This is a genomic window from Streptomyces sp. NPDC002788 (genome assembly GCF_053592115.1).
Map to the genome: position 1 here is coordinate 46,755 of NZ_JBSFVB010000020.1, position 14,157 is coordinate 60,911.

General features: G+C 74.7%; 13 protein-coding genes. 10 read left to right on the forward strand and 3 right to left on the reverse strand.

Going from position 1 to position 14,157, the window contains the following annotated elements; translation table 11 throughout:
* Positions 1 to 79: 79 nt before the first annotated feature.
* A complete protein-coding gene (locus ACWD1U_RS30830) occupies positions 80 to 685 on the reverse strand; it encodes a dihydrofolate reductase family protein (protein ID WP_451112466.1) in 606 nt (201 codons plus the stop codon).
* A 255-nt stretch (positions 686 to 940) separates the two neighbouring features.
* The gene (locus ACWD1U_RS30835; protein ID WP_451112468.1) at positions 941 to 1,225 is read right to left on the reverse strand and encodes a helicase associated domain-containing protein; all 285 of its coding nucleotides are present in this window, start codon (positions 1,223 to 1,225) and stop codon (positions 941 to 943) included.
* Between the two features lie 13 nt (positions 1,226 to 1,238).
* Here ACWD1U_RS30835 and ACWD1U_RS30840 point away from each other — a divergent pair, with 13 nt between their 5' ends.
* The 10 genes from ACWD1U_RS30840 to rfaE2 all read left to right on the forward strand — a co-directional run bounded on the left by ACWD1U_RS30840 (position 1,239) and on the right by rfaE2 (position 12,207).
* Positions 1,239 to 1,478 (forward strand): hypothetical protein, encoded by a 240-nt coding sequence (locus ACWD1U_RS30840; protein ID WP_451112470.1) that lies wholly within the window; start codon positions 1,239 to 1,241, stop codon positions 1,476 to 1,478.
* 898 nt (positions 1,479 to 2,376) lie between these two features.
* Positions 2,377 to 3,342, forward strand: coding sequence for an NAD-dependent epimerase/dehydratase family protein (locus tag ACWD1U_RS30845; protein WP_451112472.1), 966 nt, complete (start codon positions 2,377 to 2,379; stop codon positions 3,340 to 3,342).
* A gap of 67 nt (positions 3,343 to 3,409) precedes the next feature.
* Positions 3,410 to 5,098 carry a carbamoyltransferase family protein gene (locus ACWD1U_RS30850; RefSeq protein WP_451112474.1) on the forward strand — a complete coding sequence of 563 codons (1,689 nt, stop codon included), beginning with the start codon at positions 3,410 to 3,412 and terminating at the stop codon, positions 5,096 to 5,098.
* On the forward strand, positions 5,095 to 6,168 hold the full coding sequence (locus ACWD1U_RS30855) for a glycosyltransferase family 2 protein (protein ID WP_451112476.1): 1,074 nt from the start codon (positions 5,095 to 5,097) through the stop codon (positions 6,166 to 6,168). The genes ACWD1U_RS30850 and ACWD1U_RS30855 overlap by 4 nt, the downstream gene beginning before the upstream one ends.
* Positions 6,165 to 6,785: a D-glycero-alpha-D-manno-heptose-1,7-bisphosphate 7-phosphatase gene (locus tag ACWD1U_RS30860; RefSeq protein ID WP_451112478.1), complete on the forward strand. Its 621-nt coding sequence runs from the start codon at positions 6,165 to 6,167 to the stop codon at positions 6,783 to 6,785. Before ACWD1U_RS30855 ends, ACWD1U_RS30860 begins: the two co-directional genes overlap by 4 nt.
* Positions 6,782 to 7,855 (forward strand): glycosyltransferase family 9 protein, encoded by a 1,074-nt coding sequence (locus tag ACWD1U_RS30865; RefSeq protein WP_451112480.1) that lies wholly within the window; start codon positions 6,782 to 6,784, stop codon positions 7,853 to 7,855. The genes ACWD1U_RS30860 and ACWD1U_RS30865 overlap by 4 nt, the downstream gene beginning before the upstream one ends.
* A complete protein-coding gene (locus tag ACWD1U_RS30870) occupies positions 7,852 to 8,817 on the forward strand; it encodes a glycosyltransferase (protein ID WP_451112481.1) in 966 nt (321 codons plus the stop codon). Before ACWD1U_RS30865 ends, ACWD1U_RS30870 begins: the two co-directional genes overlap by 4 nt.
* On the forward strand, positions 8,814 to 10,091 hold the full coding sequence (locus ACWD1U_RS30875; RefSeq protein ID WP_451112483.1) for a glycosyltransferase: 1,278 nt from the start codon (positions 8,814 to 8,816) through the stop codon (positions 10,089 to 10,091). Before ACWD1U_RS30870 ends, ACWD1U_RS30875 begins: the two co-directional genes overlap by 4 nt.
* Before the next feature lie 74 nt (positions 10,092 to 10,165).
* Positions 10,166 to 10,801 carry a D-sedoheptulose-7-phosphate isomerase gene (locus ACWD1U_RS30880; RefSeq protein WP_451112484.1) on the forward strand — a complete coding sequence of 212 codons (636 nt, stop codon included), beginning with the start codon at positions 10,166 to 10,168 and terminating at the stop codon, positions 10,799 to 10,801.
* Positions 10,798 to 12,207, forward strand: coding sequence for a D-glycero-beta-D-manno-heptose 1-phosphate adenylyltransferase (gene rfaE2, locus ACWD1U_RS30885; RefSeq protein WP_451112486.1), 1,410 nt, complete (start codon positions 10,798 to 10,800; stop codon positions 12,205 to 12,207). Before ACWD1U_RS30880 ends, rfaE2 begins: the two co-directional genes overlap by 4 nt.
* A 384-nt stretch (positions 12,208 to 12,591) precedes the next feature.
* Here the strand turns inward: rfaE2 and ACWD1U_RS30890 are convergent, their stop codons facing one another.
* Entirely contained in the window at positions 12,592 to 13,899 is a 1,308-nt protein-coding gene (locus ACWD1U_RS30890) for an MFS transporter (RefSeq protein WP_451112488.1), read from the reverse strand.
* Between the last annotated feature and the right edge of the window lie 258 nt (positions 13,900 to 14,157).

Consider the following 14,157-nt stretch of genomic DNA (forward strand, 5'->3'; position numbering starts at 1 on the left):
CCCCGTTCGCCCTCTGTCAGGTCTTGCTCCGTGCCCGGCGCCGGCTTGGCGGCCGTCCGGACCGGCGGACGGGGCGACGTCATCCAGGAACGCCGAGCGGCGGGTGCTCGAGCACGCGGGGCTTGTACTCGACCAGCTGGATGCGGCCGTCGAAGGTGCGGTGCTCGATCATCTCGAGGGCAACGTCCGGATAGCCGTCGTAGATGCGCTCTTGGCCCGTGGCCCCGGTGATCACCGGGAACATCACGACCCGGAAGCGGTCGACGAGTCCGGCTCGTAGCAGGGACCGGCACAGGCTGAGGCTTCCGATCGTGCTGAGGAGCCCCGAGCCACTGGACTTCATGGCGCGGACCGCCTCGACGGCGTCGTCGCGGACGAGCGTGGAGTTGGCCCACGTCAGTGGTTCCTCGAGTGAGGAGGAGAACACCACCTTGGACGCTTGCGTGAGCTCGTCCACGGACGCCTCTTCTTCGGGCCTGAACTCGTCCTGGCCATCCGGGACCTCGCCTGCGGCGAAGCCCGACATCAGGCGGTAGGTGTTCGCTCCCATCAGGTAGGTGGCCTCGGGCTGTTTGCCGAGCCATGCGAGGTACTCCGGGCCCTCCAGGCCCCAGAACCCGGGCCATCCCTCTCCCGATGCGTGGCCGTCGAGGGAGGTGATGAAGTCGACGAGAAGCTCCGACATGGCGATGTCCTTTCCCAGGGTGTCACTAGCTTGGACCGGCCGGGAGTCACGAACTCATCGGCCGCGCTGTGGAGTAACGAGAAAACCCATGACGCTGCAGCAGATCAGGTCGGCGCAGCGGCACCGCTTCGGAGGCCCCGGAGCCCTACATGTGTGGCTTAGCGAACGACCCACTCGAGGGAACGAGCCGACCCTCTTGGCGACGCTACTGCTTCTCCCGCTGGGAGGGAGGCAATGCGGTGTCCGCCACCTTGGCTACGTCCAGCGCATGCCGATGTCGGAGAGCTGTTCGATCCGCTTCGGGGAGAGCGTCGCGGCCCTGCTCCGCTGGTTGCTGATCCATGCCCCTAGCCGAAGCTGTCGTACCTCCTGTCCCTCACTGTCCTCGTGGCCGTCCACCTCTCCGTTCCCGCTGGTGACGACGATCGTCTCGACGTGCTTCCTGGGTACGCGAAGGTGCCCCTCACGCTCGTAAAACTGGCGGGCAGCGGTGTAGGGCCCATTTGTCGGCTTGGCTGGTCCGCGGTTTGGGTTTCTCATCTTCGCCGGCGGGTTGGATGCCGAGGATGTGTTCGCACATCCACTGCTGCACGGTGGTGAGCTTGTCCCAGCCGAGCCGCTGCGCCCTCACCCGCCGTCCAAGGTCCTCGCTCTGGTGGATGACGTCGCCTGGTTCGGTGGGCAGTTTGCCGCCCTGCTCCAGGTGCTGCCGGGTGAGGTGGAAGGCGCGTTGCGAGGGGTCGATCTCCTCGAGCTGTTCGCGCCGTTCCTCCGACAGGGCGCCGGCAGCTGACTGAACCGGCAGGCCTTCGGCATGCCGCTGCTCGTTCTCGGCGGCCCGGCGGGCGGCGGCCCTGGCGTCGTTCGGGGTTGAGGACGCGCAGGTTGATGAAGGCGGCCAGCTGGGCGGGGTCGCGGGGGGTGCTGAATTTCAGCAGCTCTCTGGCCGGTACTGACAGACCACGGTCGCTTCGGTCGCTGCCAGATGCTTCGTCTTCCTCGGGCCCGCTGCGGCTCTGTACGCCCCTGACGTGGCTTGGCGCCTGCTGCTGCGCCAGCGCCTCCACGACCCGGGCGTCGTGTGCCCTGAGCGCCTCCAGCCGCTTCGCCAGGCCACCGAATGCCCGTGAGGTGAGCATGTTGTCCGCCGTCTCACCCGGCCCGAGCAGGACCGGCACCACGAGGGAGGCGACCTTCCCCTCGCCGGGCTGCATCCGTAGCGCCCGGCCCGACGGCCTGGACGAGGTCGGGCATGGAGCCGCGTACGTCGGCGAAGTACACGGAGTCACAGTTCTTTGTGTCGACGCCTTCGCCCAGGACTTTCACGGACCCGAGGTAGCCCTTCTCGACGACCGTGCCGTCCGTGGCGATCCCGTCGGCGAACTCCGTCAGAACTCGGCGCCGGTGCCCCGGCTTGTGATCGCCGCACAGCGCCTGTCCGAGGCGGCCCGGGCGAGCGCTGCGGGCTGGACCGCTGCCGAACCCGCGAACACCCCGCGTGACCTGCTCCGACAGTCGGTCGAGCACACTGTCTCACTCTCCGTGACTCACCGGTTCGCCGTAAGCGACCGTGCCCCGTAGCCGCGGTCGGCGGACCCTGATCGTGGGCTCGACGGCCTCCGGACCCTCGGCGGCCCGGGGCGCAACCGTCGTGCCGGGCAGGGCGCAGTGCTGACGGAGGAGAGACCGACATGACCACCGCCTTCTCAGGGAGCTGGAAACACGCCGTCGTCACCGGCGGCGCCGGGTTCGTCGGCTCGCATCTGTGCGCCGCCCTGCTGGACGCGGGCGCGGCCGTCACCTGCGTGGACGACTTCAGCACCGGCCGGCCCGAGAACATATCTCCGCTGCTCGAACAGCCCGGCTTCACCCTCGTCCAGGCGAACGTCGCCGAGGGGCTGCGGATCAAGCGGACGCCGGACCTCGTCCTGCACTTCGCTTCTCCGGCGTCCCCGGCGGACTACCTGCGGCTGCCGCTGCACACCATGGAGACGGGCAGCCTCGGCACCCGCGCCGCCCTGGAACTCGCGCACTCCTCCCGGGCCCGCTTCGTCCTCGCCTCGACCTCCGAGGTCTACGGCGACCCGCAGCAGAACCCCCAGGACGAGCGCTACTGGGGCAACGTCAACCCCGTCGGCCCGCGCAGCGTCTACGACGAGGCCAAACGCTTCGGCGAGGCGCTGACCACCGCCCACGCCGAGACCCACGGCACCGACACCTGCATCGTGCGGCTGTTCAACACCTACGGCCCGCGGATGCGCGGCCACGACGGACGCGCGGTGCCGACGTTCGTCCGGCAGGCCCTGGCCGGTGAACCCCTCACCGTGACCGGCGACGGCCGGCAGACCCGGTCACTGTGCTACGTCGACGACACCGTGCGTGGCGTCCTCGCCGCGGCCGCCCACGGCATGCGCGGCCCCGTCAACATCGGCAACCCCACCGAGATCACGATGTTCGACCTGGCGCGGCTGGTCGTCGAACTCGCCGCCTCCCCCTCCGAGATCCGCTACATCGAACGGCCGGTGGACGACCCCGCCGTGCGCTGCCCGGACATCACCCTGGCCCGCGACAAGCTCGGCTGGGAACCGCAGGTGCGCGCCGAGGAAGGGCTGCGGCGCACCATCGCCTGGTTCCGCGAGCACGAATCGGACGGCTGACCCCCGCCAGGGGGCCTCCCGAACCGCCGCGTCCGGATCTCCCGACCGCCGAAAGGCCCGCATCCCCATGCGCATCCTCGGAATCAACGCCCTCTTCCATGACCCCGCCGCCGCCCTGGTGATCGACGGACGGACCGTCGCCGCCGCGGAGGAGGAGCGGTTCTCCCGGCGCAAGCACGGCAAGCGGCCCCTGCCGTTCTCCGCCTGGGAACTGCCCGAGAAGGCCGCCGCCTGGTGCCTGAAGCGGGCCGGGCTGCGCCCGCAGGACCTCGACGCGGTCGCCTACTCCTTCGACCCGGAACTCGCCCGGCCCGCCGACGACATGGGCCTGGACGACCCCTGGGACCACCTGCGGCTGACCTACGCCCGCGAAGCACCCGGCTTCCTGCGCACGGCCCTGCCCGGCCTCGACGCCGGCATCGTCCGCTTCGTGCCGCACCACATGGCCCACGCCGCCTCCGGCGCCTTCGCCGCCCCGGACGCCGGCGACTCCTCCGTCCTGGTCCTCGACGGACGCGGCGAACGCGCCTCCCACCTGGCCGCACGCCGCGTGGGGGACCGGCTGGAGGCGCTGCACGCCCAGGAGCTGCCGCACTCGCTCGGCCTGGTCTACGAGGAACTCACCGAACACCTCGGCTTCCTGCGCTCCTCCGACGAGTTCAAGGTGATGGCCCTCGCCTCCCACGGCACCCCGCGCATGCTCGCCGAACTGCGCCGCCACGTGTACGCCACCGGCGACGGCGGCTTCCACGCCACCGGCGTGCCCTGGCAGGAGCTGTGCGCACCCCGCGGGCCCGACGAGCCGTGGACGCAGGACCACGCCGACGTCGCCGCCAGTGCCCAGGCCGTACTGGAGGAGACCCTGCTCGACCTCGTGCGCTGGCTGTACGGACGGACCCACGACCGGGTGCTCACCCTCGCCGGCGGCGTCGCCCTCAACTGCGTCGCCAACTCCCGTATCGCCCGCGACGGACCGTTCTCCCGGGTGTGGGTGCAGCCCGCCGCCGGTGACGCCGGCACCGCCCTGGGCGGCGCCCTGCTGCTGTCCGTGCGCGAGGGCGACGCACCGGAGGCCATGACCGGGGCCGACCTCGGCCGGGACTGGTCCGACGCCGAACTCGGCGCCTGGCTGAAGACCGCCGGGGTCCCCTTCGAGCGGCCCCCGGACATCGCCGCGACCGTCGCCCGCGCCCTGGCGGACAACGGGATCGTCGCCTGGTTCCAGGGCCGCTCCGAGTACGGCCCCCGCGCCCTCGGCCACCGCTCCCTGCTGGCCCACCCCGGGCACGCGGGCAACCTGGAGCGGCTCAACGACGTCAAGGGCCGCGAGCAGTTCCGGCCCGTCGCGCCGATGGTCCTCGCCGACCGCGCCGCCGAGATCTTCGACGGCCCGCTGCCCAGCCCGTACATGCTGTTCGTGCACGACGTGCACCCCGCGTGGCGGGACCGCATCCCCGCCGTCGTGCACGTCGACGGCACCGCCCGCATCCAGACGGTCGACCCGGACCGCGAACCCCTGGTGGCCCGCGTGCTCGGCGAGTTCGAGCGGCTCACCGGGCTGCCCGTGGTCGTCAACACCAGCCTCAACACCGCCGGCCGGCCCATGGTCGACGACCCGCGCGACGCCCTGGAGTGCTTCGGCTCCTCACCCGTCGACCTGCTGGCCATCGGCCCGTACGCCATCCGGCGCGGCGATCTCTTCCGTACCGACTCCCGTACCGACTCCCGCAGCGACGACGCCGGAGGCCCGCGATGACCGAGTCCGACACCCCGGCCCGGGACGCCGTGTACGCCGTCGTGATCCCGACCCTCGGCCGGCCCAGCCTGAGCGCGTGCCTGCACGCCCTGGCCGAGGCGACCGGCCCCGGGCCGGTCCGGGTGGTCCTCGTCGACGACCGGCCCGGCGCGGCCCGGGTGCCCCTCACCGCCGACGTTCCGCCGTCCCTGCGCTCGCGCACGATCGTCGTGCCCGGTGGGGCGCGCGGACCCGCCGCCGCACGCAACCGCGGCTGGCGGGCGGCCGGCGACGTGCCCTGGATCGTCTTCCTCGACGACGACGTCGTACCCGGCCCCACCTGGGGCGACGACCTGACCCTGGACCTGGCCGCCGCGACCGGTCGGACCGCCGGGATCACCGCCCGGATCGAGGTGCCCCTGCCCGCCGACCGCCGCCCCACCGACTGGGAACGCAACACGGCCGGTCTCGCCGGCGCCCGCTGGATCACCGCCGACATGGCGTACCGCCGGGCCGCGCTGATGGCCGTCGGCGGATTCGACGAACGCTTCCGGCGGGCCTTCCGGGAGGACGCCGACCTGGCGCTGCGCATGCTGGACGCCGGCTGGACCCTCACGGCGGGCCGGCGCACCACCACCCACCCGGTGCGGCCGGCCGGACGCTGGATCTCCATCCGGCTCCAGGCCGGCAACGCCGACGACGTGCTGATGACCCGGCTGCACGGCCGCCACTGGTGGCGGCGGGCGGAGGCACACCGCGGCCGCCTGCCCGTGCACCTCGCGGTGACCGCTGCCGGGGTGACGGCTGCCGGCTGCGGCCTGCTCGGCCGGCACCGCGCGGCCGCGTTCTGCGCCGCCGCATGGCTGGCCGGCACGGCCGAGTTCGCCCTCGCCCGGATCCTGCCCGGGCCGGGCACCCGCGACGAGGTCCTCACCATGACCGTGACCAGCGTGCTCGTCCCGCCCGTGGCGACCTGGCACTGGCTGCGCGGCCGGGTGACGCACCGCAGGGCCGCGCCGCACACCCCGCCGGGGACCGGGGAGCCGGCGGCCCCGTCCCGCCCCGTGGTCAGGGAACGGCTGCGCTCATGACCCGCCCCGCCCCCTGGCTGCTCACGCGGCCGCACGGGTCCCCCCTCGAGCGGCGGCACCCGCGCGGCTCCGGCGGCCCGCTCCCGGCGGCCGTCCTCTTCGACCGGGACGGCACGCTCGTCGCCGACGTCCCTTACAACGGGAACCCGTCGCGCGTCGCGCTCCTGCCGGGTGCGCGGGAGGCCGTCGACGCCGTGCGCGCCGCGGGGGTGCCCGTCGGTGTGGTGACCAACCAGTCGGGCGTGGCCCGGGGCCTGCTGACCCGCCGCCAGGTGGAGGACGTCCGCCTGCGGGTGGAGGAACTGCTCGGACCGTTCGCCGTCTGGGCCGTGTGTCCGCACGGGCCGGGGGAGGGCTGCGGCTGCCGCAAACCGGCCCCCGGCCTGGTCCTGGCCGCGTGCCGGCGGCTCGCCGTCCCGCCGGAACGCACCGTCGTCATCGGCGACATCGGGGCCGACATGGAGGCCGCGCGTGCCGCGGGGGCCCGCGGGATCCTGGTCCCCACCGACGCGACCCGGGCCGAGGAGGTCCGGGCGGCCGGGGCCACGGCCTCGGACCTGCTGGAGGCGGTGGGTCGCGTCCTCCGCCCGGCCGCGCCGGCCGAGGAGCCGCGATGACCCCCCTGTCCCTTCGCGACCGTCGGCCCCGCACCCTCGTCGTGCGTCTGGACAGCGCCGGAGACGTGCTCCTGGCAGGACCCGCCGTCCGGGCCGTCGCCGCCGGATCCTCGTACACCGCGCTGCTGTGCGGACCCCAGGGCGCGGCGGCCGGGCGGATGCTGCCCGGCGTGGACGACGTGCTGGTCCACGACGCCCCCTGGGTCGGACTGGAACCGCCGCCGGTCACCCGGGCTGCCACCCGCCGGCTGATGGAGACGCTCACGGCGGGCCGCTTCGACCGGGCGCTCGTGCTCGTGTCGTACCACCAGAGCCCCCTGCCGATCGCCCTGCTGCTGAAGCTGGCCGGGATCGCCTGGACCGCCGCCGACAGCGAGGACTACCCGGGCGCCCTGCTCGACCTCAGACACCACCGGCTGCCGCACCGTCACGAGGTCCTGGCCGCCCTCGACCTGGCGCAGGCCGCCGGCTTCGCGCTGCCGGACGGCGACGACGGCTCCCTCGCCGTCACACCACCGCCCCGCACCACCCACCTCACCGGCCCCGAGCCGTACGTCGTCGTCCACCCGGGAGCCGCCGTGCCCGCCCGCGCCTGGACCCCCGGGAGGGCGGCACAGGCCGTGGCCGCCCTGGCCGCGGCGGGGCACCGGGTGGTCGTCACCGGCGGACCCGCCGAGCGTGAGCTGACCGCACGGGTCGCCGGGCGGCACGCCCTGGACCTCGGCGGGGCCACCGACCTGCCGCACCTGGCCGGAGTCCTGGCCGCCGCCCGGGTCGTGGTGGCCGGGAACACCGGCCCGGCGCATCTCGCCGCCGCCGTCGGCACACCCGTCGTCAGCCTGTTCGCGCCGGTCGTACCAGCCGAGCGGTGGGCCCCCTACGGCGTGCCGCACCTCCTGCTCGGCGACCCGCACGCCCCGTGCGCGGCCACCCGGGCACGGCACTGCCCCGTGCCCGGACACCCCTGCCTCGACGCGATCGGCGACGCCGAGGTGCTCGCGGCCGTGGCAGCCCTCACGAACCACCCGGCCGACCAGGGAGAACAGACGGAGCGAGGAGCGACCGTATGAACATCCTGCTGTGGCACGTGCACGGTTCCTGGACGACCGCGTTCGTCCAGGGCCCGCACACCTACCTCGTCCCCGTCACCCCGGCCCGCGATCCGGACGGCCTCGGACGAGCCCGTACCTTCTCGTGGCCCGCCTCGGCCCGCGAGGTCACCCCCGAGGAGCTCCGCGACACGCCCGTCGACCTGGTCCTCCTGCAACGCCCGCAAGAGTTCGAGCTGGCCGAGCGGTGGCTCGGCGGGCGGCGCCCCGGCCGCGACGTGCCCGCCCTGTACCTGGAGCACAACGCGCCCGACGGCGACGTACCCGACACCCGGCACCCGTGCGCCGACCGCGACGACCTGACGCTCGTGCACGTCACGCACTTCAACCGGCTCTTCTGGGACTGCGGAACCACCCGCACCGAGGTCGTCGAGCACGGCATCGTCGACCCCGGCCACCGTTACACCGGCCGGCTCGCCCGCGCGGCCGTCGTCGTCAACGAACCCGTGCGGCGCGCCCGGTACACCGGCACCGACCTGCTGCCCGCCCTGGCCGAAGCGGTGCCGATCGACGTGTTCGGGATGGGCACCGAGGGCCTGGCCGGACACCTCGGCCTGCCCACCGACCGGTGCCGCACCGCCGACCTGCCCCAGCGCGAGCTGCACCAGGCCATGGCCGAACGCCGCATGTACCTGCACCCGGTGCGCTGGACCTCCCTCGGCCTGTCCCTGCTGGAGGCCATGCACCTCGGCATGCCGGTCCTGGCGCTCGCCACCACCGAGGCGGTCGAGGCCGTCCCGCCCGGAGCGGGCATCCTCTCCACCCGCCCCGACGTCCTGGCCCGCGCCGCCCGCCGCTACCTCCACGAACCCGAGGCCGCGGTGGAGGCCGGAGCCCGCGCCCGGCAGGCGGCCCTCGAACGTTACGGGCTCAAGCGCTTCCTGGCCGACTGGGAGCGCCTGATCACGGAGGTGTGCTCATGACCCCGTCCCTCAGCCCCTTCCCCACCGGACCGCTCGGTGGCGGCCCCCTCGACCCGGGCGTCCTGGCGATCGCGCTCGTCTCCGAGCACGCGAGCCCCCTCGCCGCACTCGGCGGGGTCGACGCCGGCGGCCAGAACGTCCACGTGGCCAGCCTCGCGGCCGCACTCGCCGACCGGGGCCACCGCGTCACCGTCTACACCCGCCGCGACTCGCCCGACCCGCCCTGCCGGGTGCCGTTGCGCGACGGCGTCGAGGTGCACCACGTGCCCGCCGGACCGGCCGAGCCGCTCCCCAAGGACGCGCTGCTGCCGCACATGGGCGACTTCGGCCGCTACCTCGCCCGCAACTGGCGCACCCGCGCCCCCGACCTCGTGCACTCGCACTACTGGATGTCGGGCCTGGCCGCGATGCGCGCGACCCGCGAGCACGGCCTGCCGCTGCTGCACACGTATCACGCCCTCGGCACCGTGAAGCGGCGCCACCAGCGGCTGGCCGACACCAGCCCGCCCGAGCGCGTCCCCGGTGAGATCGAGATCGGGCTGGGCTGCGACCGCGTCGTCGCCACCTGCCGGGACGAGGCGCACGAACTGGCCCGCATGGGCGTACCCCCGCACAAGGTCGTCGTCGTGCCGTGCGGCGTCGACACCGACCGGTTCACCCCGAAGGGCCCGGCCGCGCCGCGCGGACCGTACCCGCACCGGTTGCTCCAGCTGGGCCGGCTCGTACCGCGCAAGGGTGCCGCGGTGACCATCGCCGCCCTGGCCCGGCTGCCCGAGACCGAGCTCGTCGTGGTGGGCGGGCCCCCTGCGGACCGGCTCGACGCCGACCAGGAGGTGAGGCGGCTGCGCGGCATCGCCCGCGACGCCGGCGTCGCCGACCGGGTCCGCTTCGCGGGCGCCGTACCCAGCGAGGAGGTGCCGGCACTGCTGCGCTCCGCCGACGTGGTGGTGTGCCCCGCCGACTACGAGCCGTTCGGCATCGTCCCGCTGGAGGCCATGGCCTGCGGTGTGCCCGTCGTGGCCAGCGCGGTCGGCGGGCAGCTCGACACCGTCGCCGACCCGGGCACCGGACGGCTGGTGCCGGCCCGCGACCCGCAGGCCCTCGCCCGCGCCGTCGCCGGGCTGCTCGCCGACCCGGACGCCCGCGCCGCCTGCGGGGCGGCCGGCCGCCGCCGGGTCCTGAGCCGGTACGGCTGGGGCCAGGTCGCAGCGGCCACCGAGGCCGCCTACTGCGAGGTCCTCGACACCGAGACCGCCGCGACCGGCGCCGGCTGACCGAGCCGGCCCCGCCTACAGCCCGAAGGAGGTGTGGGTCCCCGCCGTCACCCACGGCGGTACGCCCGATCCGCATGAGCGAAACACCCGCACAGCCCGCCCTCGACGCCGCCCGTCTGCACTGCCGGTCGCTGGAGGAAGCCCTCGGGCGGTTCCGTCGGCACGGCCTGGACCGGATCGCGGACTGGGGCGGCCGGCTCGCCGACGTCCTCACGGGTGGCGGCCGGCTGCTCGCCGCGGGCAACGGCGGCAGCGCCGCCCAGGCCCAGCACCTCACCGCGGAACTGGTCGGCCGCTACCGTCAGGAACGCCGCGCCTACTCCGCGCTCGCCCTGCACGCCGAGACCTCCAGCATGACCGCCATCGGCAACGACTACGGCTTCGACCACGTCTACGCCCGCCAGGTCACCGCCCATGGCCGCCCCGGCGACATCCTGCTGCTGCTCTCCACCTCCGGCCGCAGCGCCAACCTCATCGCCGCCGCCGTGACCGCCCGGCAGGCCGGACTGCGCGTCTGGACCCTCACCGGCCGCGGCCCCAACCCGCTCGCGGAGGCCGCCCACGAGGCCCTGTGCATCGACGCCGCCAGCGCCGCGAACGTCCAGGAGACCCACCTCGTCGCCGTCCACCTGCTGTGCGAGTGCTTCGACACGGCCGTGTCCACGCCCCTCGCTCGGCGCGCCGTCCTCACCCGCGGGAGCACGCCATGACCGGCCCGAAACCCCTCGCCGTCGTCGGTGACGTCCTCCTCGACGAGGACATCGAAGGCGTCGCCACCCGGCTCGCCCCGGACGCCCCCGCCCCCGTCGTCGACGTCACCGGCGACCGCCGCCACCCCGGTGGAGCCGGACTGGCCGCCGCCCTCGCCGCCCGGGGCGGCCGGGACGTGGTCCTGGTGACGGCGCTCGGCGACGACGAAGCCAGCGAGGCCGTACGCGGCGACCTGCGCGACCGGGTCCGGCTGCTGGAGATCCCGCTGAACGGCACCCTGCCGGTGAAGACCCGCGTCCTCGCGGGCGGCAGGCCCGTCGTCCGCATCGACCGGGGCGGTGGCACACCCGGCGAACCCGGCGACGCGGTCCGCGAAGCGCTGGCGGGTGCCCGTGCCGTCCTGGTCGCCGACTACGGCCGCCACACCGCGGGCGCCCTGCGGCCACTCCTGGAGAACGCCGCCCGCCACACCCCTCTGGTGTGGGATCCGCACCCCGAGGGCGACCCGCCCGTGCCCGGGGCGCGGCTGGTCACCCCCAACGCGGCGGAGGCCCGCGCCCTGTACCCCGGCTCCGGAGAGACCTCACTGGGCGCCTACGCCGAACGCGGGGCGCGTCTCGCGGAACGCTGGCGCGCCGCCGGAGTCGCCGTCACCCTCGGCGAACGCGGGGTCCTGCTCGCCCGGCCCGGCTCCGGCACCCCGATGCTCGTCCCCGTGCCCTACCGGGCCGCCGGGGACCCGTGCGGCGCGGGCGACTGCTTCGCCGCCACGACCGCGGCGGCCCTCGCCGACGGCCTGCTCCCCGAGGAGGCCCTGCAGCGAGCTGTCGCCGAGGCGGCCGCGTTCGTCGCGGCGGGCGGCGCGGGGAACCCCGAGCTGTGGTGGACCGAGCCGGCGCCCGGGCCCGCCGACGACCCCGCGACCGACGCGTTCGCCCTCGCGGAGAGCGTCCGGGCCCGCGGCGGCACCGTCGTGGCCACCGGAGGCTGCTTCGACCTGGTGCACGCCGGTCACGTCGGTCTGCTGGAGAGCGCCCGGCGCGTCGGCGACTGCCTCATCGTGTGCCTGAACTCCGACGCGTCCGTCACCCGCCGCAAGGGCCCGGGCCGCCCGCTCAACCCGGCGGCGGACCGCGCCCGGGTCCTCGCCGCGCTCGGCAGCGTCGACGCCGTCGTGGTGTTCGAGGAGGACACCCCCGAGGCGGTCCTGGCCCGGCTGCGCCCGGACGTCTGGGTCAAGGGCGGCGACTACTCCGTCCAAGACCTGCCCGAGGCAAAGGCTCTGCGCACCTGGGGCGGCCAGGCGGTGGTTCTGCCGTACCTCGACGGCCGCTCCACGACCCTGCTGACACGCCGGGCGGCCAAGGCGGCCTCGGGGGCGGCACTGCGGCGGTCGGGGTCCTGACCGGTCGGAGTGCTCGGGCCGCCCGCGCTTCCGGCTGCCGGTTTCCGACTCGGGGCGCGGGCTGCCGGCCGGTTCCGCCCGTCCCACCGGATGCCGGCGTGCAGCACGAACGGGGTCCCGCGCGAGGTGTGCCGTTCCGGCGTCCGAGGCCGGCCGGAGGCGTCCGGGGCCAGGCGCAGGCGCCCTCGCGGCGACCGGGCCGTGCCGAGGCGGCCGCCGTCGGCGATGGGGAGGAGCGTGCCGAGCCCGCACCGCCGCACGTCCCCTGCGCCGCCGGCGGCGGAGGCGACCCGAGGAGCCCTTCGCGCAGCCCCGGCCGTGCCGGCAAGCCGCGGTCGGTTGGGCAAGCTCCCCCAGCCGCGGCCGAACGGCCCGGTCGCCCGCTCAGGCCGCCGTGCTCAGCGCCGGCCGGCCCGGAACCTCGCCGTCCTCCGGGTGGAGCACCACCGGAGCCCGGCGCTGCCGCAGCAGGTGGCCTGCTCCGATCGAGCCGGCGATGAGCAGCCCGCCGGTGACGAGGGCGCCGCGCGCTCCGGCCAGCTCCATCAGGAGCCCCAGCGCGGGCGGGCCGCCCAGGCCCCACACCGTGCCGATGCTGCCCCACACGCCGAGTACACGTCCCCGCAGACGGGCGGGCGGGTCGGTCTGCAGGACGGCCGTACCGGCGGTGTCGGAGACGGACTCCACCACGGCCATCGGCAGTACCAGCACGATCAGCACCGCCAGTGACGGCGACAGCCCCGCCACCACCTGAAGCAGCGCCCCGGCGGCCGCCAGTGCCCCCACGAGCCGCACCGACGGCCGCCGCAGCCGGGCACCGAGGACCGCGCCGAGGATGCCGCCGATGGCGAGCACGGTCGACACCGCGCCGAACGAACCGGGACCTCCCGCGAGCGGCCCGGTCACGAGCACGGCCAGGGTGAGCCCGTAGTTACGGCCGAACACCGAGCTGATCCCGGTCACCCCGGCGAGCGCGACCAGTCTCGGCCGCCGCGCGAAGAAGGCCAGTCCCTCCCGCACGGTCATGTCGGAGGAGCCCTTGGGCTGCGGGCACGCCGAGACCTGCCCCACCGCTCCCGCCGCCGGGCGCAGGAACGGGATGACCGAGGCCACGAACAGGAACGACAGGCCGTTCGCGAAGTACGCGGCGGAGGTGCCGAGGAACCCGACCGCCACACCGGCGAGGGCCGCGCCCACGAGACGGCCCGCCTGGTGCACCAGTGCCCCGACCCCGATGGCCGAGGGCACGTCCTCCGGCGGGACGAGCTCGTTGCCGAGCAGCGCACACGCGGGGTTGTCGACGGTCGCGACGACACCCGTGACGGCGGCCAGCACCATCAGTGAGGTCATGTCGATCCGGTTCAGCGCCACGAGAACGGCCGTGGTGAACGCGATCGCCCCGAGCAGCGCCTGGCTCACGGCGGCGGTCAGCTTGCGGGGCCACCGGTCGACGGCGGCCCCGCCCAGGACGCTGATCAGCAGGGCGGGGGCGGCCTGCACGGACATGGACAGCCCGGTCGCGGCGGCGGACCCGGTGATCTGGAGGACCAGCAGGTTCTGCACGGTGAGCTGCATCCAGGTTCCGGCGTTCGACACGAAGTTCGCGACGGACCACCAGCGCATGCTGCGGTACCTCAGCGATCGCCAGGGCGAGTGCGAGGCGGGCTGGGCGGGGGAGGGCGGTGAAGACACAGTGCGGTACTCGCAAGACGAGTCCGAGGACTCAGCAGGAGGGGGGCGAGGAGAACGAGAGCACCGGCCGCGCTGCGCGGTGGCTCCCCTCGCCGGGTACGGCGCCGACCATCGTGACAGAGGGCAACCCCCGGTCGGCTTCCTCCGCACCTAGTCCGCCGTCCCCGTGCCTCCCAAGCGGCGTCAGACGCCGGGGATTTGCGGCCGTGAGTGTGGTTGATCACAGTTGATGATCATGAAGACCGCCCGGGTCACACC

What these genes read in the sequence shown, in the direction of transcription:
- ACWD1U_RS30860 (WP_451112478.1), top strand. Translation starts at nt 6,165, where the DNA reads ATGACCCGCCCCGCCCCCTGGCTGCTCACGCGGCCGCACGGGTCCCCC.
- ACWD1U_RS30845 (WP_451112472.1), top strand. Translation starts at nt 2,377, where the DNA reads ATGACCACCGCCTTCTCAGGGAGCTGGAAACACGCCGTCGTCACCGGC.
- ACWD1U_RS30875 (WP_451112483.1), top strand. Translation starts at nt 8,814, where the DNA reads ATGACCCCGTCCCTCAGCCCCTTCCCCACCGGACCGCTCGGTGGCGGC.
- ACWD1U_RS30870 (WP_451112481.1), top strand. Translation starts at nt 7,852, where the DNA reads ATGAACATCCTGCTGTGGCACGTGCACGGTTCCTGGACGACCGCGTTC.
- ACWD1U_RS30830 (WP_451112466.1), bottom strand. Translation starts at nt 685, where the DNA reads ATGTCGGAGCTTCTCGTCGACTTCATCACCTCCCTCGACGGCCACGCA.
- ACWD1U_RS30835 (WP_451112468.1), bottom strand. Translation starts at nt 1,225, where the DNA reads ATGAGAAACCCAAACCGCGGACCAGCCAAGCCGACAAATGGGCCCTAC.
- ACWD1U_RS30855 (WP_451112476.1), top strand. Translation starts at nt 5,095, where the DNA reads ATGACCGAGTCCGACACCCCGGCCCGGGACGCCGTGTACGCCGTCGTG.
- ACWD1U_RS30850 (WP_451112474.1), top strand. Translation starts at nt 3,410, where the DNA reads ATGCGCATCCTCGGAATCAACGCCCTCTTCCATGACCCCGCCGCCGCC.
- ACWD1U_RS30865 (WP_451112480.1), top strand. Translation starts at nt 6,782, where the DNA reads ATGACCCCCCTGTCCCTTCGCGACCGTCGGCCCCGCACCCTCGTCGTG.
- ACWD1U_RS30880 (WP_451112484.1), top strand. Translation starts at nt 10,166, where the DNA reads ATGAGCGAAACACCCGCACAGCCCGCCCTCGACGCCGCCCGTCTGCAC.
- rfaE2 (WP_451112486.1), top strand. Translation starts at nt 10,798, where the DNA reads ATGACCGGCCCGAAACCCCTCGCCGTCGTCGGTGACGTCCTCCTCGAC.